Source organism: Pseudonocardia sp. DxW (genome assembly GCF_058448985.1).
Genome location: NZ_JBZFLK010000023.1, coordinates 19,319 through 41,358 on the forward strand (window position 1 = coordinate 19,319; position 22,040 = coordinate 41,358).

Sequence of the window (22,040 nt, forward strand, 5' to 3'; positions counted from 1 at the left end):
TACCCGCCGGAGCCGTGGTCATGCGGCCGGTCACCCGAGCACGTCGTAGGCGACGAGCACGTCGTCCTCGACCGAGTGCAGGCAGGCGCGGCGCAGCGCGATCCCGTCGGCGACCCGGTTCACCCCGAGGTCCCCGACGGCCTCCACCCCGGTGCCGATGATCCGCGGCGCGATCCCGACGACGACCCGGTCGACCAGGCCGGCGGCGAGCAGCGCGGTCAGCAGCCGGGCGCCGCCCTCGACCATCACCGAGCGGATCCCGTCGGCGTGCAGCACGGCCAGCGCGGCCGGCAGGTCGACGCCGCCGGGTGCGGCCGGGACCTCCCGGATCCCGGCGCCGGCCCGGCCGATCCGGTCCCGGTCGGCGTCCGACGCGCGGTTCGTGGTGATCAGCACGGTGTCCGGCGGCCCGGTGAGCAGCTGCGCCCCGGACGGGGTGCGCAGCGTGCTGTCGATGACCACCCGCAGCGGGGACGCGCCCGGCACCAGCCGCACGTCGAGCCGCGGATCGTCGCGCACCGCCGTCCCGGAGCCGATCACGACGGCGTCGCAGCGGGCCCGCACGGCGTGCGAGACGGCCCGCTCGGGCTCGCAGCTGATCCACTTGGAGTCGCCGCCGACGGCGGCGATCCGGCCGTCCAGGGTCTGCGCGTACTTGAGGACGACGTGCGGGCGGTCCGGGTGCGTGCGGAACGCCCCGACCAGCTCGGCGGCCACGGACTCGGCGGTGGTGGCGGTACCGGTCATGGTGCCCTCCGGTCGGGGACGGTGTCGGTGCGCAGCACAGCATGACCCCGCCACGATCGGGTGAGCGTGAGCGCGCCGGGCAGGGAGCCGACCAGGGTCAGCAGGCCGAACAGCACCGCGGTGGCGAATCCGGCCGCCGGGTCCAGCGCGGCCGCGCCGAACATCCCGGCGGTGACGCCCTCGCGGGGGCCCCAGCCGCCGACGTTGAGCGGGATCGCCATCGCGAGCAGGCCGAACACCAGCAGCGGCAGCAGCACCGGGAGCGGGGCGTCCACCCCGGCGGTGCGGGCGGCGACGACGAACAGCGCCAGGTGGCAGCCGAGCCCGGTCAGCGACAGGATCACCACGGCCGGGCCGCGGTCGCGGGACAGCAGGACGACGCGGACGTCGTCCAGCCAGCCGCGCAGGCCCGGCTGCGCGCCCGGCCCGGTCCGGGTCCGGTACAGCACGGCGACGACCGCGGCGAGCAGCACCGGCACCAGCAGCGCACTCGGATGGCCGGTGACGACGGCGAGCAGGGCCAGGCAGCCCAGCAGCACCACGACCTGGCCGCCGGCCCGCTCCAGCACGACGGCGCGGAAACCGGCCCGGCCGCCCGCGGTGGGCAGGCCGTGCGCGACGGCCCGGTGCGCGTCGCCGAGCATCCCGGCGGGCAGCACCGAGTTGAGCAGCTGCGCCCGGTAGGTGTCGGCGACGGCGGTGCCCAGCGGCACCGGTGCGCCGATCCCGCGGGCCACCACGTACCAGCGCAGCGCGGTGCAGACGGTCGCGGCGAGGCCGAGCAGCAGCGCCACCGCGAGCACCGCGGGGGTGAGCGAGCGCAGCCCGTGCAGCAGCTCGGTGGTGCCGAGCTGGGTGGCGAGCAGGGCGAGCAGGGCGAGGGTGACCGCGATCCGCAGCAGCACGCCGGCGGCGGCGCTCATCGCAGCGCCGCCGGACGGGTGGCGGTGAGCACCGCGTCCACCTCGGCGACGGCGGCGTCCCAGCCCGGCAGGGTGTCCCGGCGGGCCAGCGCGAGCTCGCGGGCCCGCTCCCGCAGCCCGGGATCGGTGAGCCAGCGGCGCAGCGCCGCGGCGAGCCCGGCCGCGTCGCCGGGCGGTACCAGCAGCTCCGGCACGGCGGCCGCGCCGAGCGCGTCCGGGAGCCCGCCGGTCCGGGTGGCGAGCACCGGGATGCCGCGGGCGAGCGCCTCGGTCACGACCATTCCGTAGGACTCCACCCGCGAGGGTGCGACGAGCAGGTCGGCGACCGCGTACTCGGTCTCGAGCGCGGCCCCGGAGCGGGCGCCGGCCAGGGTGATCCGGTGCTCGAGACCGCGCTCGCCGAGTGTGCGGCGCAGCGCGGTGCCGAACCCGGGCCGGTGGCGTTCGGGGCCGACGATCCGGCACCGCCAGTCGTGCCCGCTCACCTCGGTGAGCGCGTCGACCAGCAGGTCGTGGCCCTTGGTGGGGCCCAGCGACCCGACGCTGAGCAGGCTGCCCGCACCGTCGGTGCCGGGCGCGATCTGCGCCGGGTCGGTCCCGGGCACGGCGACGTGCACCGCGGCCGGGTCGAGCCCGTGCCGCTCGACGAGCCGGTCCGCGGTCCACCGGCTGGTCGCGATCACCGCCCGGGCCGCCCGCAGCACCTGGGCCTCCCGCTCCGGGAGCCCGGGGGGAGCACCGGGCTCGTCGCCGAGCGGCAGGTGGACGAGCACGACCACGTCGAGCCGCGCGGCCTGCGGCACCACCACGGCGGGCACCGCGCTGCCGACGAGCCCGTCGAGCAGCACGGTGGCCCCGTCGGGCAGCGCGATCAGTTCCCGGGCCAGCCGGGCCGAGCTCGCCGGCCCGGGTTCCGGCCAGTCACCGGGCACCGTCAGCTGGTGCACCGTGCGCCCGGCGCGCCGGAGCCCGTCCCGGATCCGCCGGTCGTAGGCGTTGCCCCCGCTCGGCCGCAGCGGGTCCTCGACGTCGCCGGGGACCACCAGGTGCACCGGGTCCGCGCTGCCCACCCTCCCGGGGCCGGCCGTCACAGGTCCCGCTCGTAGGCGGCCGATGCCACGTGCGACTCGCCCAGCGAGACGGCCAGTCCGGCGAGTCCGCGCGCGCCCTCCCCGAGTGCACCGGCGTGCACCCGCTCGGCGAGCCGGTCGGCGACCAGCTTCGCGAGGAACTCGGTGGAGGTGTTGATGCCCTCGAACGCGGGCTCCTCGTCGAGGTTGCGGTAGTCGAGCTCGGCCAGGATGGCCTTCAGCTCCTCGGTGGCCCGGCCGATGTCGACGACGATGCCGTCGTCGTCGAGGTCGCGGCGGCGGAACGTGGCGTCCACCACGTAGGTGGCGCCGTGCAGCCGCTGTGCGGGTCCGAACACCTCTCCACGGAAGCTGTGCGCGATCATGAAGTGGTCACGGACGGTGATGCTGAACATGCGTTCTCCTCACGGGGATGTCGGGGGCTCCCCGTAGTCCACACGGATGGCGAGCGTGTCCTGTTCACCGCCCGCCGCGATCCGGTCCAGTGCGGCGGGAAGATTGTCGAACCGGACACCGCCGGTGACGAGAGCGTCGAAGGCCGGATCGGCGAGCAGCCCGAGGGCGACGGCCAGGCGGTCGGCGTGGCTGCGCCGCCCGCGACGGGCGGGCGCGACGGCGCCGACCTGGCTGGAGCGGATCGCCAGGCGGCGCGAGTGGAAGTCCGAGCCGAGCGCGACGGTGACCGGGCGGTCGCCGTACCAGCTCAGTTCCAGCACCGTGGCCTCGTCGGCGAGCAGTTCCAGCGAGCGGCTCAGGCCGTCGCCGGTGCCGCTGGTGTGCACGACCAGATCGCGGCCGGTGCGGGCGTCGGCGGGCAGCGCGAACCCGGCGCCGAGCCGCTCGGCGATCTGTGAGCGGGACGGCTGGACATCCACGATCTCGACGTCGACGCCGGGGAAGCGGGCCAGCAGCGCGGCGACGGCGCAGCCGACCGGGCCGGCCCCGACCACGCTGACCCGGTCGCCGATCAGCGGCGCCGCGTCCCACAGCGCGTTGACCGCGGTCTCCACGGTGCCGGCCAGCACCGCGCGGCCGGCGGGCACGTCGTCCGGGACGGGCAGCACCGCCGTGGCCGGGACGACGTAGCGGGTCTGGTGCGGGTAGAGGCAGAACACGGTGCGGCCGAGCAGCCCGGCCGGGCCGTGCTCGACGACGCCGACGTTGAGGTACCCGTACTTCACCGGACCGGGGAACGTGCCCTCCTGGAACGGGGCGCGCATCCGGTCGTACTCGGCGGGCGGGACCCCGCCGCGGTGCACCAGTCCCTCGGTGCCGCGGCTGATCCCGGTGTGCAGGGTGCGGACGACGACGTCGTCCGGTCCGGGGTCGGGCAGCTCGACGTCGCGGATCTCGCCGCGGCCGGGTTCGACCAGCCAGTAGGCCCGGTCGGGCGTGTGTCGTCGGGTCACCCGGTCACGGTATGTCGGGAACGTCCGGTCGGCGCGGTCACCGGGGCAGCAGCCGGGCGGCCTCCGCGTGCACCGTCCTGACCAGCGCGGCGGCCGCCCCGGACGGCGACGGTGCGGTCACCACCCGCAGCGACCGGTCCGGTACCCCGGCCGGGTCGTGCACCGGCAGCCAGCGCACGTCGTGCGGGACCGAGTCGGCGGCCAGGCCGGGGACCAGGGTGATCCCCAACCCGGCCGCGACCAGCCCGAACCGGGTCGCCCAGTGCCGCACCTCGGGCCCGGTGCGCGGCCGCTCCAGTCCCGGCCACGGCCCGAACTGCGGCTCCCCGGCGGGCCCGGTGCCGACCACCCAGGTCTCACCGGCGAGCTCCGCGACGTCGACCACGTCGTGCCCGGCCAGCCGGTGGTCGGCGGCGACCGCGATGCCCGGCCCGCGCGGCACCTGCACCGGTTCGTGGTGCAGGCCGTCGAGGTCCACCTCCGGCAGGCCCTCGCCGCGCGCGATCAGCGCGACCTCGATCCGGCCGGCCCGCAGCCTGCGCAGCTGCACCGGGGTGGCGGCCTCCTGCAGGTCGACCCGCAGCTGCGGGTTGCGGGCCGCGAGCCGGGCGATCGCCCGGGGCAGCAGCACCGCGGCCGCGGTCGGGAACGCCGCGGCCACCAGCCGCCCGGCCAGCCGGTCCCGGACGCCGGCGAGCTCGGCCAGCGCGCCGTCCAGCTCGCCCAGCACCCGATCGGCCCGGCGGACCAGCACCTCGCCCGCCGCGGTCGGCCGCACCCCGCGCGGCAACCGCTCGAACAGTGCCCCGCCCGCGGCCGCCTCCGTCGACGCGACCTGCCGGGACACCGCGGACTGGGTGTAGCCCAGCGCCGTCGCCGCCCCGCTGAACGAGCCCTGCCGGGCGACCTCGCGCAGCACCCGCAACCCGACCAGCGTCAGCTCCGCCATGCGTCGATCATATGCGTTTTGCGCATGGCTGTCGTGCAGAACAGTCGCTTGTCGCATGGCTCGGGCGCTTGCAGGCTGGATCCCATGAACACCGACACGCACACGACCTGGTTCCTCACCGGCGCGTCCCGCGGCTTCGGACGGCTGTGGGCCGAGGCGGCGCTGCGCCGCGGCGATCGGGTGGTCGCCACCGCCCGCGACGTCGGCACCCTCGACGACCTGGCCGCCGCGTACGGCGACGCCTTCCTCCCGCTCCCGCTCGACGTCACCGACCGGGACGCGGTGTTCGACGCCGTCCGGCGGGCGGCCGAGCACTTCGGCCGGATCGACGTCGTGGTCAACAACGCCGGCTACGGGCACTTCGGCGCCGTCGAGGAGCTGACCGAATCGGACATCCGGGCCCAGCTGGAGACGAACTTCTTCGGCGCGCTGTGGGTGCTGCAGGCCACCCTGCCGGTGCTGCGCGCGCAGGGCTCCGGGCACCTGCTGACCGTGACCAGCGAGGGCGGCGTCCGGGCGTTCCCGGGGATCGGGGCGTACCACGCGTCGAAGTGGGCGGTGGAGGGTCTGGTCCAGTCGCTGGTCCAGGAGATCGAGGGATCCGGGATCCGGGTGACCAACATCGAGCCCGGCCCGTACGAGACCGGCTGGCTGGAGATCGGCGCCCGGCGCAGCGCCCCGCTGCCGGCCTACGAGCACCTGCGGTCCGATCCGGTGGCGTTCGAGATCGGCGACCCGGCGGCGACGGTGCCCGCGCTGTTCGCGGTGGTCGACGCCGACGATCCGCCGCTGCGGGTCTTCTTCGGCCGGTCCTTCGAGCCGGTCCGCGACCAGTACCTGGCCCAGCTCGCGGAGTGGGAGCGCTGGCAGGACGTGGCGCTCGCCGCGTTCGGCACCGCCGGGAGGTGACCCGCGGCGGTGGCTCCAGCAAGTAGAACGATGGTACAACTAGTACGATCGTTCAAGCTTATGGCTGGAGTCCCGCGTGCCACCACCACCCGCCGTCGTCCGGGCCGGTCCCCGTCAGTGGATCGGATTGGCCGTGCTCGCGCTGCCCACCGCGTTGCTCGGGCTGGACGTCACCGTGCTGTACCTGGCACTCCCGGAGCTGTCGCTGGATCTGCGGCCCAGCAGCGTCCAGGCGCTGTGGATCATGGACGTGTACGGGTTCATGATCGCCGGACTGCTGATCACGATGGGCACCCTCGGGGACCGCACCGGGCGGCGCCGGCTGCTGATGATCGGGCTCGTCGCGTTCGGCGCCGCCTCGGTCGCCGCGGCGTTCGCGACCTCCGCGGAGATGCTGATCGCCGCCCGCGCCGCGCTCGGCGTCGCCGGTGCCACGCTGATGCCCTCGACGCTCGCACTGATCGGGAACATGTTCACCGACGTCCGGCAGCGCGGCCTGGCGATCGGCGTCTGGGCGACCATGTTCGCGCTCGGGATGGCTCTCGGGCCGCTGGCCGGTGGCCTGCTGCTGGAGCGCTTCTGGTGGGGGTCGGTGTTCCTGCTCGCGATCCCGGTCGTGGTGGTCGTGCTGGTGGCGGCCCCGCTGCTGCTGCCGGAGTACCGCGATCCCGCCGCCGGACGCCTCGATCCCACCAGCGTCGCGTTGTCGCTGCTCGCGATCCTGCCGCTGGTCTACGCGGTCAAGCACGGGGCGGCGGCCGGCGTCGACGCCCGCACGGTGGCCGCGGCGACGGCGGGGACGCTGTTCGCGGTGCTGTTCGTCCGGCGACAGGGCAGGCTGGACGATCCGCTGCTCGACCTGCGGCTGTTCCGGGTGCCCGCGTTCGGTGCCGCACTGCTGGTGCTGCTCGTCGCGCTGGTCGGCGTGGGCGGCGCGATGTACCTGGTCACCCAGCACCTGCAGTTCGTGGAGGGGTACTCCCCGCTCACCGCGGGCCTGTGGATGGCGCCGCCGGCGCTCGCCATGTTCGTCGCGGCGATCGGCGCCCCGCTGCTGGCCCGGCGGATCCGGCCGGGCGTCGTCGTCGCCGCGACGCTGGCCGCCTCCGCGGTGGGCCACCTGCTGTTCGCCGCCGTCGACGGCCCGGGGAACACCGGCCTGGTGGTGTCCGCGTTCGCGCTGGTCTATCTCGGGCTCGGCGCGGTGGCCGCGCTCGGCACCGATCTGGTCGTCGGCAGCGCCCCGGCGCACCGGGCCGGATCGGCGGCCGCGATGTCGGAGACCGTGCAGGAGCTCGGCATCGCGGTCGGGGTGGCGGTGCTCGGCAGCGTCGCGAACGCCGTCTACCGCGCGACGCTGCCCGCCGCCGCCGGACTGCCCACCGCCGGCGGACTGGACGCCGCCGGTGGACTGGACGGCGACGCTGCGGCGAGCCTGGCCGGCGCGGTCGCCGCCGACCTGCCGCCGGCCGCCCTGGACGCCGCCCGCCACGCCCAGGCCGCCGGGCTGGGCGTGGTCGGCGCCGCGACCGGGGTCGCCGTCGCCGCGCTCGCCCTCCTCGCCCTCCTGACGCTGCGCCGGGTCGCCCCGGTCGGCCGTCCCGAACCGTCGAGATGCAGCTGAGCGTTCCGGAAAGATCGACTATTCGCACTGGTGCGCATCTCGCCGGGGCGGCGGCGGCCGGCCGATAGCGTGGGGCGCGCAGAGGAGAGGGGGTTGCGTGCCGGGCACCGAGATGCCGTCCGACGGGCGCCGCGCGCGTGGGGAACGCCGCCGCGCCGAGCTGATCGCGGCGACCCTGCGGGTGGTCGCGCGGGACGGCGCCGCCGGCGTCACGCACCGCAGCGTCGCCCGCGAGGCGGGCACCCCGACCAGCCTCGCCACCTACTACTTCGCCACCCTCGACGACCTGCTGATCGCCGCGCTGACCGAGGTCGGCCGGGACTACGAGCGGATCCTGCGGGCGGCGCTGGACTCCGGCGCGGACCCGCTGACCGGACTCGCCCGGCTGCTCGCCGACTCCGGCACCGAGGCGGGCCGCGGCCGCGCGCTGGCCGAGCGCGAGCTGTCCACACTGGCCGCCCGGCGCCCGGCGCTGCGCGGGGTCGCGCACGGCTGGCGGGCGCTCGTCGCCGAGATCGCCCGCACCCGCACCGACGACCCGCACGCCGCCACCGCGCTGATCGCGACCGCCGACGGGCTGTGCGCCTCGATCCTGCTCGACGACGAGCCGCCCGATCCGCAGCGGCTGCGCGCCGTCCTGGAGCGGGCGCTGGGTGTGGCCCGGGCGTGACCCCGGTGCGCCGGCACCGGCTCGACGCCGGCGCTGACGGCTGTCTGCCGCCGGGGGACTGCACGCGCGGTCCGGTCGGCGGCTCAGCGCCCGGCCCGGGTGCGGTAGAGCCGCCGGGCCCACAGGTGGCTCGCCACGGTGATCAGCACGCACCAGCCGACGGCGAGCGCGGCGCTGGTGCCGAGCCCGTCGGCCGGGCCGATCCCGAGCAGCCCGCGCAGCGCGTCGATCATCGGGCTGAACGGCTGGTACTCGGCGAACCAGCGCAACCCGGCCGGCATCGAGTCGGTGGGCACGAAGCCGCTGCTGAGGAAGGGCAGCACCAGGAACAGCGGGTGTTGCTGGCCGACTCGACGGTGTCGGCGGCCAGCCCCAGTGCCACGGTGAATCAGGTCAGCGCGACCGTGACCAGCGCCAGCAGGCCGATCGCGCCGAGCCAGCCGAGCGGCCCGGCGGTGGTGCGGAAGCCCATCGCGACCGCCACCAGCCCGACGACGGCGAGCGCGACGGCGGTCTGCGCGAACGCGGCGACGACGTGCCCGGTGAGCACGCTGATCCGGGCGATCGCCATCGTCCGGAACCGGGCGACGATCCCCTCGGTCATGTCGGTGGCCACCCCGAGCGCGGTCGCCAGCGCGACGCTGGAGATCGTCATCAGCAGGGTCGCCGGGGTGATGTAGACGAGGTACTCGGTGCGGCCGGCCCCCGGTCCGGCGAGACCGGCGCCCATCGTCGCGCCGAAGACGTGCACGAACAGCAGCAGCACGATCGGCTGCGCGATCAGCGTCAGTGTCAGCGACGGGTGGCGGCGCATGTGCAGCAACCGGCGGCGCGCCATCGTCAGCGAGTCCCCGAGGGGGTGCGGCCGGTCGGTCAGGGTGGTCATGACAGCGGTACCTCTCGGGTGGCGGGGCCGCCGGTGAGGGTGCGGAGGACGTCGTCGAGATCCGGTCCCTGGGTGCTCAGGTCCTCCGGCGCCACCCCGGCCGTGTCCAGCCGGTCGAGCAGCGCGCGCAGCGCGGCGGGACCGTCGGCGGGCAGCTGCAGGGTCAGCGCCTCCGGATCGGGGACCGCACCGGGCAGCGCGGCACGTGCCGTGTCCAGGGCGCCGGGATCGGCGAACCGCAGCCGGACGTGACCGCCGGGGACCGGCGTCTTCAGGTGGGCGGGACTGCTCTGGGCGACGATCCGCCCGCCGTCGAGCACGGCGACGTCGTCGGCGAGCTGATCGGCCTCCTCCAGGTACTGGGTGGTGAGCAGCACCGTGACGCCGTCGGCGACCAGCTCGCGGACGGCGGACCACAGCTCGCGGCGGCTGCGCGGGTCGAGCCCGATGGTCGGCTCGTCGAGGAACAGCACCCGGGGCGAGCCGACCAGGGTCATCGCGAGATCGAGGCGGCGGCGCATCCCGCCGGAGTAGGCGGCGGCCCGGCGGCCGGCCGCGTCGGTCAGGTCGAACCGGTCGAGCAGTTCGCGGGCCCGGTCCCGGCCGCGGTCGCGGGGGAGATGGTGCAGGTCCGCCATCAGCCGCAGGTTCTCCGCGCCGGTGAGCAGCCCGTCGACCGCGGAGAACTGGGCGGTGACGCCGATCGCGGCGCGCACCGCTTCCGGCTCGGTGGCCGGGTCGTGGCCGGCGATCCGGATCCGCCCGGCGTCCGGTTCGACGATTGTGGCCAGGATCCGGACCATCGTCGTCCTCCCGGCGCCGTTCGGGCCGAGCAGGGTGAGCACGGTGTCGGGGCGGATCTCGAGGTCGACGCCGTCGAGAACGGTCTGTGGTCCGTAGGCCCTGCGCAGGCCGGTGACGCTGACGGCCGGTTCGGTGGGCATGGCGGACACTCCTTCGCTTCCGGGCAGGACGGGTCGACCGGCGGGCCGTCGCGGCCCGGCGGTTGCGGTGATTCGGTGCTCGCGCGCGCTCAGGCGCGGCGGATCACGATGTCGCCCTCGCGGGACCGGGCATGCACGGCGGCGGTCTCGGCGTCGAGCCAGAGCGCGGTACCGGGTGCGAGACCCCGATCTCCAGCCGGCCGTGCGTGCTGGTCAGGTCCACCTCGCCGCGGGTGATCCGGCCGAGCCGGACGCTGCCATAGGCGGTGCGCACCTGGGTGTCGGCCTCGACGGCGTCGATCTCGATGTCACCGTGGGTGCCGGTCAGATCGGCGGTACCGGCCAGGACGTCGGCCCGGACGGAGCCGTGCTTGCTGCGCAGCACCGCGGCACCGCCGATCTCGGTGATCCTGATCCCGGCGTGGTCGGCGGTCAGCGTCGCGTCGCCGTCGATCCGGCCGGTCACCCGGACCTGGCCGTGGGCCGCGGTGAGCTCGGCCGACGCGGCTTTCTGCAGGCGGACGTCACCGTAACCGCTGCGGATCGTGCACGGACCGAGCCGGCCCTCGGTGCGGATCTCGCCGTAGGACGTCCGGGCCTTCAGCGCGGAACCGGCCGGGAGGCCGATCTGCACCGCGATCGACCTACCGGGGGTGGGGCGGCGTGAGCTTCTGCAGCAGGGAAGGTGGGCAGGTTCGTCGCCTCCTCGGCGCCACGCGGGCACCGTGAGTGGGAAGGTCGGTGCGGCTCAGCCGAACCAGCCGGTCCGGCGCTGTTCGCCGGCCGGTGCGGACGGTGGATCGAGTGCGGCGGACGCCACCCGGGTCAGCGAGGTGTTCACGCTGAGGCCGTCGCGGGCGGCGGCCTCCTCGATCCGGGCCTTGAGGCTCTCCGGCGGCCGGAAGTTGATCCGGGCGACCGGCCCCTCGGGGAGTGGTGCTGACGACCAACTCGGGATCGGACCCGCTCAGCCGCAGGCGCACCGAGCCGGGCACGAGATCGAGGGTGATCTCGTCGACGGCCGCCGCCAGCGCCTCCAGCCGGTCTACCGCGGGGGCCCGGTGTCTGCCCGGGGCTCAGCCCAGCTCGCCCGCCGCCGCCCCGACGACGTCGACGATCCGCCCCGGCTCCGGGATCCGCCGGGCGAAGACGTAGACCGTGCTGAACCCCAGGTCGCGCTGCGCCGACGCGGCCCGGACGACGTCGCCGGCGGTGGTGTCCGGGTCGATCCCGATCATCGCGGTCTTCTCGATGTCGTCGTAGTCGCGCTCGACCGCGTCGCAGTGCGCCCGCAGCACGTCGAGCTTGCGGGCCGACTCCGGCGTCGCGGCGATGTTGCAGGCGTCGGCGTACTGCGCGACCAGCCGCAGCGTGCGCCTCTCGCCGGATCCGCCGATCAGCAGGTACGGGTGCGGCCGCTGCAGGGCCTGCGGCACGTTCAGGGTGCGGCCGAGCCGGTAGTGCTCGCCGGTGAACGGGTCGTCCGAGTCCGACCACATCTGCAGGCAGATCCGGATCGCCTCCTCCAGCCGCTCGAACCGCTCCCGGGTCGGCGGGAAGCCGAAGCCCAGTCCCGCGGACTCCTCGGCCGCCCAGGCGGCACCGATGCCCAGGCCGGCGCGGCCGCCGGACAGCACGTCCAGGGCGGAGACCTGCTTCGCGACCAGGGCCGGCTCGCGGTAGGTGACGCCGGTGACGAGCGTGTGCAGCCGCACCCGCTCGGTGGCCGCCGCGAGGAAGCCGAGCGTGGTGTACGCCTCCAGCATGTCGTTCTCGAACGGGCCGAGACCGACGTCGCCGCCGAGCTGCCAGAAGTGGTCCATCACGGTGATCCGGCTGACGCCCGCGGCCTCCGCGTCCCGGGCGTGCCGGGCGAGCGCGGGGCCGAGCGCCGCGGCGCCGCCGTTCCAGGTGAAGTCGGCGATGTGCAGTCCGAGTTCCATCGGGTCTCCTGTTCTCGTCGTCCGTGTCAGAGCTGCCTCTCGCCGCCGTCGACGTAGAGGTTCGCGCCGAGCACGAAGCTGCTCTGCGCGGACGCGAGGAAGGCGACGGCGTCGGCGGTGCCCGCGCGGCCGAGCGGCACCTTCGCCGCGAAGCCGGCCCGCGCCTGCTCGGCGCGCTCCGCGGTGATCTCGCCGAGCGGGAGGAACTCCGCCGTCCCGGCGTTCGCGAACACGACGTCCAGGCCGTCGCCCCGCTCCCGGACCGCGGCGTAGAGCCGGTCGAGATGGTCCAGGTCGGCGACGTCGCCCGGCACCCCGGTGGCCGGGCCGATCGTCTCGACGGCCGCGTCCGGCTCGGCCTCGTTCCTGCCGGTCACGAACACGTGCGCGCCCTCGGCGGCCAACCGCCGGGCGGCCGCCAGGCCGATCCGCTGCTGCCGCCGGTCACCACGGCCGTCCGGCCCTCGAGCTGTCCCAAGCCGCCCTCTCCCGCCGATTCAGTACCGATCGGTACTGAACTGACCGTAGCACTTCGGTACCGCTCGATACAGAACGAGTAGCCTGGGTCCCGTGACCGGTGCGAAGAAGGCCTCCGTCGGCCGGCCCCGCGGGTTCGACGCCGAGGAGGCGCTCGAACGCGCGCTGTTCGTGTTCTGGGAGAAGGGGTACGAGGGCGCCGGCCTCGCCGACCTGACCGCCGCCATGGGCATCACCCGGACCAGCATGTACGCGGCCTTCGGCAACAAGGAGCAGCTGTTCCGCAGGGCCCTGGACCGCTACACCGAGGGCCCCGCCTCGTACGGGGAGCTGGCACTGACCGAGCCCACCGCGCAGGCGGTCGCGACGGCGTTCCTGAACGGCTCGGTCCGGACCACCACTCGTCCCGACGCACCGGCCGGCTGCCTGGGGGTCCAGGGCTCGCTGGTCTCCGGCGAGGCGGGCCGCCCGATCCACGACGCGCTGGTCGAGTGGCGCACCGCCGCCGAGGTGCGGCTCGCGGAGCGCTTCCGGCGGGCGGTCGACGAGGGCGACCTGCCCGCTGGCGCGGACCCGCGGCGGCTCGCCCGCTACGTCATGACCGTGGCGAACGGGATCGCCGTACAGGCGGCGGGCGGGGCGTCGCGGGGGGAGCTGCAGGAGGTCGCCGACACCGCGCTGCGGAACTGGCCGCCGGTCTGATCGGGCTCGACCCTGCCGCGGGGGGCATGGTGTCGCGCGGTCCGGGTGAGGCAACGAGCCCGACGCGCGGCGCCGGCTCGCGACCGTCGGGGCCTGGACGGAGCTGCCCGACCTGATCCCCGCCAGCCAGGGCGAGGCGGGCATCGTCGAGCTGATCGGGGCGTCGCGGCGCGCGGGGTGGGCGTCGAGGCCTGCGTGTTCACCGTCGCCGACGCGGAGCTGCTGGTGCGCCGGGGCGGCGTGCACCGGTTCCGGCGGGTCGTCGTCGAACCCATGGAACCCGATCCGGCGCAGGCGTGCGCGCACGCGATCGCGATGGAGGAGGTCCTGCGTACCGCCGGGATCGGGATCGAACAGCTGCACCACGGGATGGGGACGGCGTCCTGGCCCGTGCTGCGGCAGGCCGCCGCCCGGGGGGAACGTCGATCTCGTCCGGGCTGCGGTGGCGATCCTCGGGTAGGGCGACGCTCTCACGACGGCCACATCGAGGACGGTGATCCCGACGTCACGGAGCCGGCACCGGGACGGGCCCGGGACCCGCTACTTCGTCTCGCGCCAGGCCCGCTCGAACGGCAGCCGCCACATGTTCGGCGCGATGAGCTGGTGGATCGAGTTGGGCCCCCAGGTGCCAGGCGGGTAACGCTTGACTACGGGCGGGTCGTCCAGCAACGGCTGCGACCGCTCCCACAGGGACTCGATGCCCTCGGCGGTGGTGAACAGGGTGTGGTCGCCGCGCATCGCGTCGAGGATGAGCCGCTCGTAGGCCTCCAGGACGTCGCCCGCGGTCTCGGTCTCCTGGGTGGAGAACTGCATCGACAGCTTCTCCAGCCGCATGCCCGGCCCGGGCCGCTTCCCGTAGAACGACAGCGACACCCGCGACGAGTCGGCGAGGTCGAACGTGAGGTGGTCCGGCCCGGCCTCCCCGACGCCCGAGCCCTGCGGGAACATCGTCCGCGGGGCCTCCTTGAAGGCGATCGAGATGATCCGCTGGCCCTCCGCCATGCGCTTGCCGGTGCGGAGGTAGAACGGCACCCCGGCCCAGCGCCAGTTGTCCAGGCCCACGCGCAGCGCGATGAAGGTCTCCGTGTCGGAGTCGGGCGACACGCCGCGCTCCTCACGGTAGCCACCGTACTGCCCGCGGACGACCTCGTGCGGGTGGATGGGCAGCATCGATCGGAAGACCTTGTTCTTCTCCTCGCTGATGGCGCGCGGCTCCAGGGCCGTCGGCGGTTCCATCGCGACGAACGCCATCACCTGCATGAGGTGGGTGACGACCATGTCCTTGTACGCGCCGGTGGACTCGTAGAAGTCCGCGCGCTGGTCGAGGCCGAGCTTCTCGGGGATGTCGATCTGGACGTGGTCGATGAAGTTGCGGTTCCAGATCGGCTCGAACAGGCCGTTGGCGAAGCGGAACGCGAGGATGTTCTGCGCGGCCTCCTTGCCGAGGAAGTGGTCGATGCGGAAGACCTGCGACTCGTCGAACACCTCGTGGACGTGGTCGTTGAGCTCGATGGCGCTGTGCAGGTCGTGGCCGAACGGCTTCTCCATGACGACCCGGGAGCGGTCCACCAGGTCCGCGTCGTGCAGCATCGTGATCACGTTCTGCGCGGCCTTCGGGGGGACGGACAGGTAGTGCAGCCGGCGCGCACCCTCCCCGAGCTCCGCCTCGGCGGTGGCGACCGCCGCGGCGAGGCCCTCCGGGCCCGCGCCGGTGCCGACGTAGCTGAGCCGCTGGGCGAACCGGACCCAGGCCTCGTCGGTCAGCTTGTGGACGCCGAAGTCGTGCATGGCGCTCCTGGCGAGATCGCGGAACTCCTCGACGGGCATGTCCTCCATCGCGGTGCCGACGATGCGCACGTCGGGAGCCAGCGTCGACTCGGCGAGGTAGGCGAGACCCGGGAGGAGCTTGCGCTTGGCCAGATCGCCGGTGGCCCCGAACAGCACGATCACGTGCGGGGCGGTCGGCTCGACGTCGCGCCGCCGGGGGCGGGAGGCGGGTGACGGATAGGCATGGTCTGCGCCGTTCGCAGGGACACCGATCTCCTCCTCAAACCGTTGGGGGGTCTGTCCGGAGTCCCGCACACGCGCCGGGCGGAGGCGTCAACCTAGCACGGGCGAACTCGACCGGGAAGCGAATGGCGGTTCGTCGGGTATTGTTCGGCGACCTTGCGGGTCCCCCTTTTCCGGAATCGTGTCGCGGAACGCGCGGAATGCGCTGCGGTCCACGATGGCCGGTCGTGTCCCGGGAGGACGGGCGTTCCGGCCCGGCAGCCCGTGCGCCGGTGCCACGGGGGCCGGGCCGGCCCGGGCCCGGTTCGACGGATGTGCTGGTGGGGGGCATGATCGGGCGCGGCGTGCCGCAGCCGGCGGGGCGGCGGGCGGCCGGGCGTCCGGCGGTGGCCCGGACCGTTCCGGTCGGTGAACGCTGCCCGGTCCCGGCCCGGTCCCGGCCCGGGACGGACCGTGTCGATACGGACGGGACCGTCGGCCCGGTCGATTCCGCCGGGTCTCCGGACGGACCCGCGGTCCCGATGCCGGGAATGCTTTCCGCCGACGCGATTCTTCCGGTCCGCCGTGCTGGTCGACCGCGCCCCGGCGCGCGACGGCCGACGTCGAGCGGTGTCTCAGCCGGGCTGTTCGATCCACGGCCGCAGGTACTCGCGATCCACCGGGACGCCCGGCGGCACGAGGTCGATCATCCTGCGGACGCGTTCGGCGGTGTCCCGGGTCAGCCGGAAGTCGTCGTCGCGGGTCATGGCCTGCTCGGGTCCGTACTCGCGGGCGCAGGCCACGATCCGGGGCACGACGGCCCGCAGGTCGTTGAGATCGTGCCGGGCGAGCGCCGGATCGAGCCCGGCTTCGCGGAACCGGTCCTCGACGTGCAGCAGCTGGTCGGACAGCCAGCCCCAGGGGTCCGCGGTCAGCTCCGGTGACCAGACCCGGTCACTGGGCTCGACGCCGTCGAACGACGGGTGGTAATGGGCCGCGGCCCACTGTCCCGGCTGGTCGAGGCGGTCGAAGAGATCGGCTCGCCAGAACGTCGTGTCGGCGACGGACCGCTGGGAGGCGGACTCGGTGCCGCGGTGCGGCTGGGGTTCGAGGAGCCGCAGCTCGACCCGGGCCCCGCGCTCCATCGTCGCGTCGGGGGCGATCTCGAACCACCGCCGGACGTCCACGGAGAGTCGGGTGAAGGCGAAGGTGACGATCACGGGCGGTGCTCCTGGTTCGTCAGAGCCGGTCGGCCAGGTCGGCGAGACCGGTGGTGTGCAGATCGAAGCGGTCCGTGCCGGCCGGCGGATCACCGCCGGGGCGTTCGACGTAGGCGGTCCGCATGCTGAGCGCCGCCGCGCCGCGCAGGTCCCAGGCGTGTGCGGCGACCATGAGCACACGGTCGGGGGCGACCGCCGCGACGTCGAGTGCGAGCCGGTAGACCGCGGGGGCCGGCTTGTAGGTCGCGGCGTTCTCGGCCGACAGGGCCAGGTGCCAGCGCAGTCCGGCGTGGGCGTCGAGTCGCAGCAGCGTCGAACGGTCGGCGTTGGACAGGCCGATCACGGGACGTCGCTCGGCCAGACGAGCCAGTCCCTGCGCCGAATCGGGCCACGGCGGGAGCCGTGTCGAGGCCGCGGCCAGGAGCTGCAGCTGCCCGGGATCGTCGATCCCGGCCTGCCGGGCGACGACGGCCGCGGCCTCGGCGTCCAGGACGCTGCTCGGCGCGAACCCGCGGTCGCCGGCGACGATGCGCTCCTGCTCGGTCGCCACGTACTGCTGCCAGACGACGACGAGCCCGGCCGCCGTCGTGGGATCGGCGCCCGGGGCGCACCGTTCGATGGCGCTGCGCAGGCCCGTCGCCTCGTCCACCAGCGTCCCCAGCACGTCGAACACGATCACGTCGATGTCGATCGGTGCCATGCTCGACTCCATGATGTAAGGGGTAAAGTCGGATTGAACGGAGCCTAGGTCGGGGAGCGTAAGGCATGCAAGTGCTTCTTGACGGTTACGTCTTCGCCGCCACCGTGGCGACCGAGCTGGCCAACACGACGCCCGAGGTGTGGCAGGGGCCGGATCACCTCGGTGACCTCGACGCGCTGGTCGGCTTCGCCGACGAGTTCGACCGCACAGCGGCCGACCCGGCCGATCCGGGGCGGCCGTTCGGGCTCGGCGATCTCGCGCGCGCGGCCGCCGACCGCCGGCTGGTGGCGGTCCAGTCGCTGCGCTACGTCGTGCGGGGGTTGATCGACGTCCCGGAGCGGGAGCGCCTCGTCGCGGGGGCGACCGCGCTGACCGCCTCCGCCGGGGCGCTGACGCTGGTCCCCGGCGCTCGTGCCGATCGATGGGCGGTGGAGCTCGCCCCGGGAGGCGGGATCGACGACGCCCTCGCGCTCGTCTGCGGAGTCGGGATCCTCGGCGTCGTGCAGGCCCTCGGCGAGCAGCGGTTCCGGCAGTGCGGCGCGCCCACCTGCGTCGGGGCGTTCATCGACTCGACCCGGGCGGGGCGTCGCCGCTACTGCATGCCCGATCTGTGCGGCAACCGAGTCAACGTCGCCAACCATCGTGCGCGGCGGACGTCGGGCGGGGCCGGCTAGCGTCGGCTGCGACGTGGTGTAGCGAGAGCGGTCTCAACCCGTCCCTCGGGTGGGCTTCGGTGAGTGCTGTTCCGTGCCACGACTGACGAGCCGGGTGTGGGCTCACATCGGTAACCGGCGGACCCGCATGGTGTCCTCGCCGATGACGAGGACGCAACCGGCGTCGAGATCGTCGGAGCCTGCCCCGGTTTCCAGGACACGAACGGTGTGGTGATCATGCCGCGGTAGTGGCGGTGGTGTGAAGTCGTTCGTAGTCGGCGGGGGCGAGGTGGCCGATGCTGGTGTGGCGTCGGCGCGGGTTGTACCAGGCCTCGATCCACTCGGAGATCGCCGCGGACAGCTGCTGCGGGGTGTCCCAGTCGCGGGTGTCGAGCAGCTCGCGCTGCATGGTCGACCAGAACGATTCGATCATCGTGTTGTCCACGCTGGACGCGACCCGGCCCATCGAGCCGAGCAGCCCGGCCTCGCGCAGGCGGTGACCGAGGATCCAGGAGGTGTACTGGGCTCCGCGGTCGGCGTGCACGATCACGCCGGGTGCGGGCCGGCGCCGCCAGGTCGCCATCTGCAGGGCATCGACGACCAGCTCAGCGCGCATGTGCTCGGCGATCGACCACCCACGACCATCCGCGAGTAGGCGTCGACGACCGCGCAGCAGTACACCTTCCGGCCGGTGGCGGTGGGGTGTTCGGTGATGTCGGTGGCCCACAGCCGGTCCGGGGCGTCGGCAACGAATCGGCGTTGCACCAGGTCGTCGTGTGGAGCGGGTGCAGGTCGCCGGCCGGAGCGTTTGCGCCGGTGAGAGATCCCCGCGATCCCCGCCGTGCGCATCAGCCGGGCGATCCGCTTGTTTCCGCAGCGGATCTCACGGGCCATCCGCAGCTCGTTGTGCACCCGCGGCGCGCCGTAGCTGCGCCGGGACATGATGTGGATCTCGACGATCATGGCGCTCACCCTCGGCGTCTGCGATCGATCGCGCCGAAGGTGAGCGGGTCGTCCAGTCGTAGTAGCCCGAGCGGGATACGCCCAGAACCCGGCAGGGCACCGCGACAGCGAACCCGTCAGTGGCCAGTTCCCGGACCAGCGGGAAGATCATTTTGGGAGGATGTTCTCCCGCGCGAAGTACGCCGATGCCCGCTTGAGGATCTCCACCTCCGCTTCCAGCACTCGGTTGTGGCGACGCAGCTCGGCCAGCTCGGCCTTCTCCCCGGTGCTCGAGCCCCCCTCGACGCGGCCGGTGTCGACGTCGTCAACGGCCATCCACCGGCGCAGACAGGGCTCGCTGATCCCGAGGTCCTTCGCGATCTGGGCGACCGGCTGCTCGCCGGCACGAGCGAGCTCGACAGCACGGCGGCGGAACTCCGGAGGGCGTGGTGCAGGCATTCGACGGGCTCCCTTCCCGAGCGATGATCGCTCAGAACAGGTGTCCGAGGAAGCGGGTCAGGCTCCCCCGGCTCCGCGGTGAAGTCCGGGTCGATGGGGCGTCCGTTGCCCGGTGTCCCGGTGGTGCTGGTCGACGAGCTCACCGGCGAGGTCTCCGGGACCGAGGGCGAGATCTGCATCGACCTGTCCCGGCGGCCCACCAGCCTGATGGCCGGGTACCTGGACATGCCGGAGAAGACCGCCGACGCCATGGCGGGCGGCTTCTACCACACGGGTGACACCGCGACCCGCGACGAGGACGGCTACCTGTTCTACGTCGGCCGCACCGACGACGTGTTCAAGACCAGCGCCTACAAGATCTCGCCGTTCGAGCTGGAGAGCGTCCTCGTCGAGCACCCGGCGGTGCTGGAGGCGGCCGTGGTGCCCCAGCCCGACCCGGTCCGGCTCGCCGTGCCGAAGGCCTACGTCGCGCTCGCTCCCGGCCACGAGCCGACCCGGGAGACCGCGGCCGCGATCTTCGCCACGCCCGGGACCACCTGGCGCCCTACCTGCGGGTGCGGCGCATCGAGTTCTCCGGGCTGCCGAAGACGATCTCGAACAAGATCCGGCGGGTGGAGCTGCGGGCCCGGGAACGCGACGAGGCCGGGGCGGCCGCGGGCGGGGAGTGGCGCTACGAGGACTTCCCGGAGCTGAAGGGCTGACGGTCTCTCTCACTTCGTGGTAACTGCTACCGTCCAGCGGGAGGTAGCCGGGTTCGTGTCGCGACGACCGGCGCGCTCGACCGAGGTGAGGACTCCCGTGGACATGCTCCGTTTCCCTGCGGACACCATCAGGGCCCAGATCGCCGGCGTGCTGACGGCGTGGGGGATGGTACCGGAGCAGGTCGTGACCACGGCCGCGGTGATGACCCACACCGACCTGTCCGGGATCGACTCGCACGGGATATCGATGCTGATGTCCTACGAGGAGCTGTGGCGCTCGGGACGGCTGCGGCTCGACGCGCAGCCGGAGGTCGTCCGCCGGACCGCCGCGATGGCGTTGGTCGACGCGCAGGGGGGACTCGGTCATCCGGCCGCCGTCGCCGCGATGGAGCTGGCGATCGGGATGGCCCGCGCGGCCGGTGTCGGGGTGGTGTCGGTGCGCAACTCCCACCACTTCGGCGCGGCCGGCTACTACGCCGCGATGGCGGCCGAGGCCGGGCTGATCGGCCTGGTCACGACGTCGGCGAAGGTGGTGAGCGTCGTACCGACCGGTGGTGCGCTCCCGCGCCTGACCACCAACCCGATCGCGTTCGCCGCGCCCGCGCGGCGCAATCCGCCGTTCGTACTGGACATGTCGACCAGCACGGTCGCCGCGAACAAGATCAAGGTCTTCGACCTGCTCGGCCGGCCGGTGCCGCAGGGCTGGGTGACCGACGAGGCGGGGGGCCCGGTCACCGATCCGGCGGCCGCGATGGCCTACCTCCACGAGCACCTGTACGGCGGGCTCACCCCGTTGGGGAGCGACGGTGCGACCGGCGGCCACAAGGGGTACGGCCTGGCGGTCATGGTCCAGATCCTGAGCGCCACGCTGTCGGGCGCCGATCTCGCCGCGCGTCGGCCGCCCGGGGCCCCGGAGGACATCGGGCACTTCCTCCTCGCTCTCGACCCGTCCGTCCTGCGCCCCGACGGGGGATACCTCGACGACGTCGACGAGCTGCTCGACACCCTGCGCGAGACGCCGCCCGTGGACGCCGAGGCGCCCGTCGTGGTCGCCGGCGATCCCGAACGTCGGCACCGCGAGGAACGGGCCGAACACGGCGTTCCCCTGCCCGGCAGCCTGCTCCGGAAGCTCGAGGCCGTCTGCGAGCGGGCCCGGGTCCCCTTCCTGCTCGACGCCTCCCGCTCGGCGGACGGGGGCACCACCACCTCGTGACCGGCGGCACCGCCGCCCGGGCGGAGTCTCAGCCGGCGGGGACCGCACGGCCGATGGCCAGCGCGGCGCGCTGCACCTCGAGGCCGAGCGCGGCCGTGCGGGCCTCGGGGACGTCCTCGGTGTAGCCCGCCACCTGGACGGCGGCCCGGACGTCGCCGTGCAGCGGGATCGCCGCGGCGACGCTGGCGACCCCGGGGGCCCGCTCGTTGTAGGCCACCGAGTAGCCGAGTTCGCGGGTGCGGGCGAGGTCGGCCAGCACCGCCTCGACGTCGGGTGCCGGGTACTCGGCGGTCTCGCCGAGGCTCTCCAGCAGCGCGCGGGCGTCCTCCGCGCTCCGCTGGGCCAGCAGCGCCTTGCCGGCGCCGAGGTGCAACGGCAGCCGGGCCCCGACCGGCAGTTCGTACCGGAGCCTGCGCTGCGCGTGCGCCCGGGTCAGGACGACGCGGGTGTCGTGGTACTCCCGGAACAGCGACGCGGTCAGCCCCGTCTCGACCGCCAGGTCGATGAGGACCGGACTCGCGACGAGCAGCAGCGGGTTGGTCGTCAGGTAGGCGTGCGCACCGAAGGTGAGGGCGACTCCGGGACGGTATCCGGCACCGCTGCGCTCGACCCGGTCCCGCGATTCGAGCACCGCCAGGATGCGCTGCGCGGTGGGCACCGGCAGTCCTGCGCGCCGCGCGATCTCGGTGAGCCGCAGCGGTTGACGCGCCTCGTCGAGCACCTCGAGGACGTCGATGGCCCGTTCCAGGGACCGCATCGTCGAGCCCTTGTCCATGCCGTCCCACTTCCGTCGCCGACCACGCGCGCCCACCTTCTCACACAGTGGTAGATGGCCTCGCCAAGCGGGCGCGACGACGCCCTTGACAGATCCGGAACCACCACCCACACT

23 protein-coding genes and 2 pseudogenes are annotated in these 22,040 nt (G+C 74.2%); 7 read left to right on the top strand and 18 right to left on the bottom strand.

Translation table 11 applies throughout. From position 1 onward, the window contains the following. Positions 1–30 precede the first annotated feature (30 nt). From ACVJO7_RS27860 to ACVJO7_RS27885, 6 genes are read right to left on the bottom strand one after another with little or no spacing between them, the layout of a single operon-like run. Positions 31–747, bottom strand: coding sequence for a RibD family protein (locus ACVJO7_RS27860; protein ID WP_491675352.1), 717 nt, complete (start codon positions 745–747; stop codon positions 31–33). Further along, a complete protein-coding gene (locus ACVJO7_RS27865) occupies positions 744–1,670 on the bottom strand; it encodes a lysylphosphatidylglycerol synthase transmembrane domain-containing protein (RefSeq protein ID WP_491675353.1) in 927 nt (308 codons plus the stop codon). The genes ACVJO7_RS27860 and ACVJO7_RS27865 overlap by 4 nt, the downstream gene beginning before the upstream one ends. Continuing rightward, positions 1,667–2,740, bottom strand: coding sequence for a glycosyltransferase family 4 protein (locus ACVJO7_RS27870; protein WP_491675354.1), 1,074 nt, complete (start codon positions 2,738–2,740; stop codon positions 1,667–1,669). Before ACVJO7_RS27870 ends, ACVJO7_RS27865 begins: the two co-directional genes overlap by 4 nt. 17 nt (positions 2,741–2,757) lie before the next feature. Then, positions 2,758–3,156, bottom strand: a complete 399-nt coding sequence (locus ACVJO7_RS27875) for a 6-pyruvoyl trahydropterin synthase family protein (RefSeq protein ID WP_491675355.1) — start codon at positions 3,154–3,156, stop codon at positions 2,758–2,760. Positions 3,157–3,165: 9 nt separating this feature from the next. Further along, positions 3,166–4,170: a zinc-dependent alcohol dehydrogenase gene (locus ACVJO7_RS27880; RefSeq protein ID WP_491675356.1), complete on the bottom strand. Its 1,005-nt coding sequence runs from the start codon at positions 4,168–4,170 to the stop codon at positions 3,166–3,168. Positions 4,171–4,207: 37 nt separating this feature from the next. Beyond that, entirely contained in the window at positions 4,208–5,119 is a 912-nt protein-coding gene (locus ACVJO7_RS27885; protein ID WP_344018114.1) for a LysR family transcriptional regulator, read from the bottom strand. 84 nt (positions 5,120–5,203) lie between these two features. Between ACVJO7_RS27885 and ACVJO7_RS27890 the strand changes: the two genes are divergently transcribed. From ACVJO7_RS27890 to ACVJO7_RS27900, 3 genes are all read left to right on the top strand, one after another. Next, positions 5,204–6,028 (top strand): SDR family NAD(P)-dependent oxidoreductase, encoded by an 825-nt coding sequence (locus tag ACVJO7_RS27890; RefSeq protein ID WP_491675357.1) that lies wholly within the window; start codon positions 5,204–5,206, stop codon positions 6,026–6,028. Positions 6,029–6,092: 64 nt separating this feature from the next. Continuing rightward, entirely contained in the window at positions 6,093–7,652 is a 1,560-nt protein-coding gene (locus ACVJO7_RS27895) for an MFS transporter (RefSeq protein WP_491675420.1), read from the top strand. 112 nt (positions 7,653–7,764) lie between these two features. Further along, positions 7,765–8,322, top strand: coding sequence for a TetR/AcrR family transcriptional regulator (locus tag ACVJO7_RS27900; RefSeq protein ID WP_491675421.1), 558 nt, complete (start codon positions 7,765–7,767; stop codon positions 8,320–8,322). A gap of 83 nt (positions 8,323–8,405) precedes the next feature. Here the strand turns inward: ACVJO7_RS27900 and ACVJO7_RS27905 are convergent. From ACVJO7_RS27905 to ACVJO7_RS27925, 5 genes and pseudogenes are all read right to left on the bottom strand, one after another. Continuing rightward, a pseudogene (locus ACVJO7_RS27905) lies at positions 8,406–9,208 on the bottom strand (ABC transporter permease). Beyond that, positions 9,205–10,152, bottom strand: coding sequence for an ABC transporter ATP-binding protein (locus ACVJO7_RS27910; RefSeq protein ID WP_491675358.1), 948 nt, complete (start codon positions 10,150–10,152; stop codon positions 9,205–9,207). The pseudogene ACVJO7_RS27905 and the gene ACVJO7_RS27910 overlap by 4 nt, the downstream one beginning before the upstream one ends. Before the next feature lie 103 nt (positions 10,153–10,255). Continuing rightward, positions 10,256–10,786, bottom strand: a complete 531-nt coding sequence (locus tag ACVJO7_RS27915) for a DUF4097 family beta strand repeat-containing protein (protein WP_491675359.1) — start codon at positions 10,784–10,786, stop codon at positions 10,256–10,258. A gap of 442 nt (positions 10,787–11,228) precedes the next feature. Continuing rightward, positions 11,229–12,095 carry an LLM class F420-dependent oxidoreductase gene (locus tag ACVJO7_RS27920; protein WP_491675360.1) on the bottom strand — a complete coding sequence of 289 codons (867 nt, stop codon included), beginning with the start codon at positions 12,093–12,095 and terminating at the stop codon, positions 11,229–11,231. Between the two features lie 26 nt (positions 12,096–12,121). Continuing rightward, complete coding sequence (locus ACVJO7_RS27925; RefSeq protein ID WP_491675361.1) at positions 12,122–12,472, bottom strand: SDR family oxidoreductase; 351 nt, start codon at positions 12,470–12,472, stop codon at positions 12,122–12,124. A 193-nt stretch (positions 12,473–12,665) separates the two neighbouring features. On the opposite strand from ACVJO7_RS27925, the gene ACVJO7_RS27930 reads away from it, so the two are divergent. Further along, positions 12,666–13,274 carry a TetR/AcrR family transcriptional regulator gene (locus tag ACVJO7_RS27930; protein ID WP_491675362.1) on the top strand — a complete coding sequence of 203 codons (609 nt, stop codon included), beginning with the start codon at positions 12,666–12,668 and terminating at the stop codon, positions 13,272–13,274. A gap of 540 nt (positions 13,275–13,814) precedes the next feature. Here the strand turns inward: ACVJO7_RS27930 and zwf are convergent. The 3 genes from zwf to ACVJO7_RS27945 all read right to left on the bottom strand — a co-directional run bounded on the left by zwf (position 13,815) and on the right by ACVJO7_RS27945 (position 17,183). Next, positions 13,815–15,224, bottom strand: coding sequence for a glucose-6-phosphate dehydrogenase (gene zwf, locus ACVJO7_RS27935; RefSeq protein WP_491675363.1), 1,410 nt, complete (start codon positions 15,222–15,224; stop codon positions 13,815–13,817). Positions 15,225–15,898: 674 nt separating this feature from the next. Beyond that, a complete protein-coding gene (locus tag ACVJO7_RS27940; protein ID WP_491675364.1) occupies positions 15,899–16,483 on the bottom strand; it encodes a hypothetical protein in 585 nt (194 codons plus the stop codon). 19 nt (positions 16,484–16,502) lie between these two features. Continuing rightward, the gene (locus ACVJO7_RS27945) at positions 16,503–17,183 is read right to left on the bottom strand and encodes a haloacid dehalogenase type II (RefSeq protein WP_491675365.1); all 681 of its coding nucleotides are present in this window, start codon (positions 17,181–17,183) and stop codon (positions 16,503–16,505) included. A gap of 65 nt (positions 17,184–17,248) precedes the next feature. On the opposite strand from ACVJO7_RS27945, the gene ACVJO7_RS27950 reads away from it, so the two are divergent. Next, positions 17,249–17,857, top strand: a complete 609-nt coding sequence (locus ACVJO7_RS27950) for a CGNR zinc finger domain-containing protein (protein ID WP_491675366.1) — start codon at positions 17,249–17,251, stop codon at positions 17,855–17,857. A gap of 214 nt (positions 17,858–18,071) precedes the next feature. Here the strand turns inward: ACVJO7_RS27950 and ACVJO7_RS27955 are convergent, their stop codons facing one another. The 3 genes from ACVJO7_RS27955 to ACVJO7_RS27965 form a co-directional block, all read right to left on the bottom strand. Beyond that, positions 18,072–18,452 (bottom strand): transposase, encoded by a 381-nt coding sequence (locus tag ACVJO7_RS27955; RefSeq protein ID WP_491675367.1) that lies wholly within the window; start codon positions 18,450–18,452, stop codon positions 18,072–18,074. Beyond that, the gene (locus tag ACVJO7_RS27960) at positions 18,383–18,799 is read right to left on the bottom strand and encodes an IS3 family transposase (protein ID WP_491675368.1); all 417 of its coding nucleotides are present in this window, start codon (positions 18,797–18,799) and stop codon (positions 18,383–18,385) included. Before ACVJO7_RS27960 ends, ACVJO7_RS27955 begins: the two co-directional genes overlap by 70 nt. Before the next feature lie 147 nt (positions 18,800–18,946). Further along, complete coding sequence (locus tag ACVJO7_RS27965) at positions 18,947–19,237, bottom strand: transposase (protein ID WP_491675369.1); 291 nt, start codon at positions 19,235–19,237, stop codon at positions 18,947–18,949. A gap of 66 nt (positions 19,238–19,303) precedes the next feature. Between ACVJO7_RS27965 and ACVJO7_RS27970 the strand changes: the two are divergent. Continuing rightward, positions 19,304–19,938, top strand: a pseudogene (locus ACVJO7_RS27970) (AMP-binding enzyme); the annotation flags it as partial. Positions 19,939–20,041: 103 nt separating this feature from the next. Continuing rightward, positions 20,042–21,151 carry an Ldh family oxidoreductase gene (locus tag ACVJO7_RS27975; protein WP_491675370.1) on the top strand — a complete coding sequence of 370 codons (1,110 nt, stop codon included), beginning with the start codon at positions 20,042–20,044 and terminating at the stop codon, positions 21,149–21,151. A 28-nt stretch (positions 21,152–21,179) separates the two neighbouring features. Here the strand turns inward: ACVJO7_RS27975 and ACVJO7_RS27980 are convergent, their stop codons facing one another. Further along, the gene (locus ACVJO7_RS27980; RefSeq protein ID WP_491675371.1) at positions 21,180–21,962 is read right to left on the bottom strand and encodes an IclR family transcriptional regulator; all 783 of its coding nucleotides are present in this window, start codon (positions 21,960–21,962) and stop codon (positions 21,180–21,182) included. Positions 21,963–22,040: the final 78 nt, after the last annotated feature.

Bases quoted from the DNA above. Each gene is read 5' to 3' on its own strand.
- ACVJO7_RS27860 (WP_491675352.1), bottom strand. From the start codon at position 747: ATGACCGGTACCGCCACCACCGCCGAGTCCGTGGCCGCCGAGCTGGTC.
- ACVJO7_RS27865 (WP_491675353.1), bottom strand. From the start codon at position 1,670: ATGAGCGCCGCCGCCGGCGTGCTGCTGCGGATCGCGGTCACCCTCGCC.
- ACVJO7_RS27875 (WP_491675355.1), bottom strand. From the start codon at position 3,156: ATGTTCAGCATCACCGTCCGTGACCACTTCATGATCGCGCACAGCTTC.
- ACVJO7_RS27885 (WP_344018114.1), bottom strand. From the start codon at position 5,119: ATGGCGGAGCTGACGCTGGTCGGGTTGCGGGTGCTGCGCGAGGTCGCC.
- ACVJO7_RS27890 (WP_491675357.1), top strand. From the start codon at position 5,204: ATGAACACCGACACGCACACGACCTGGTTCCTCACCGGCGCGTCCCGC.
- ACVJO7_RS27900 (WP_491675421.1), top strand. From the start codon at position 7,765: ATGCCGTCCGACGGGCGCCGCGCGCGTGGGGAACGCCGCCGCGCCGAG.
- ACVJO7_RS27910 (WP_491675358.1), bottom strand. From the start codon at position 10,152: ATGCCCACCGAACCGGCCGTCAGCGTCACCGGCCTGCGCAGGGCCTAC.
- ACVJO7_RS27920 (WP_491675360.1), bottom strand. From the start codon at position 12,095: ATGGAACTCGGACTGCACATCGCCGACTTCACCTGGAACGGCGGCGCC.
- ACVJO7_RS27945 (WP_491675365.1), bottom strand. From the start codon at position 17,183: ATGGCACCGATCGACATCGACGTGATCGTGTTCGACGTGCTGGGGACG.
- ACVJO7_RS27950 (WP_491675366.1), top strand. From the start codon at position 17,249: ATGCAAGTGCTTCTTGACGGTTACGTCTTCGCCGCCACCGTGGCGACC.
- ACVJO7_RS27955 (WP_491675367.1), bottom strand. From the start codon at position 18,452: ATGCGCGCTGAGCTGGTCGTCGATGCCCTGCAGATGGCGACCTGGCGG.
- ACVJO7_RS27960 (WP_491675368.1), bottom strand. From the start codon at position 18,799: ATGATCGTCGAGATCCACATCATGTCCCGGCGCAGCTACGGCGCGCCG.
- ACVJO7_RS27965 (WP_491675369.1), bottom strand. From the start codon at position 19,237: ATGCCTGCACCACGCCCTCCGGAGTTCCGCCGCCGTGCTGTCGAGCTC.
- ACVJO7_RS27975 (WP_491675370.1), top strand. From the start codon at position 20,042: ATGCTCCGTTTCCCTGCGGACACCATCAGGGCCCAGATCGCCGGCGTG.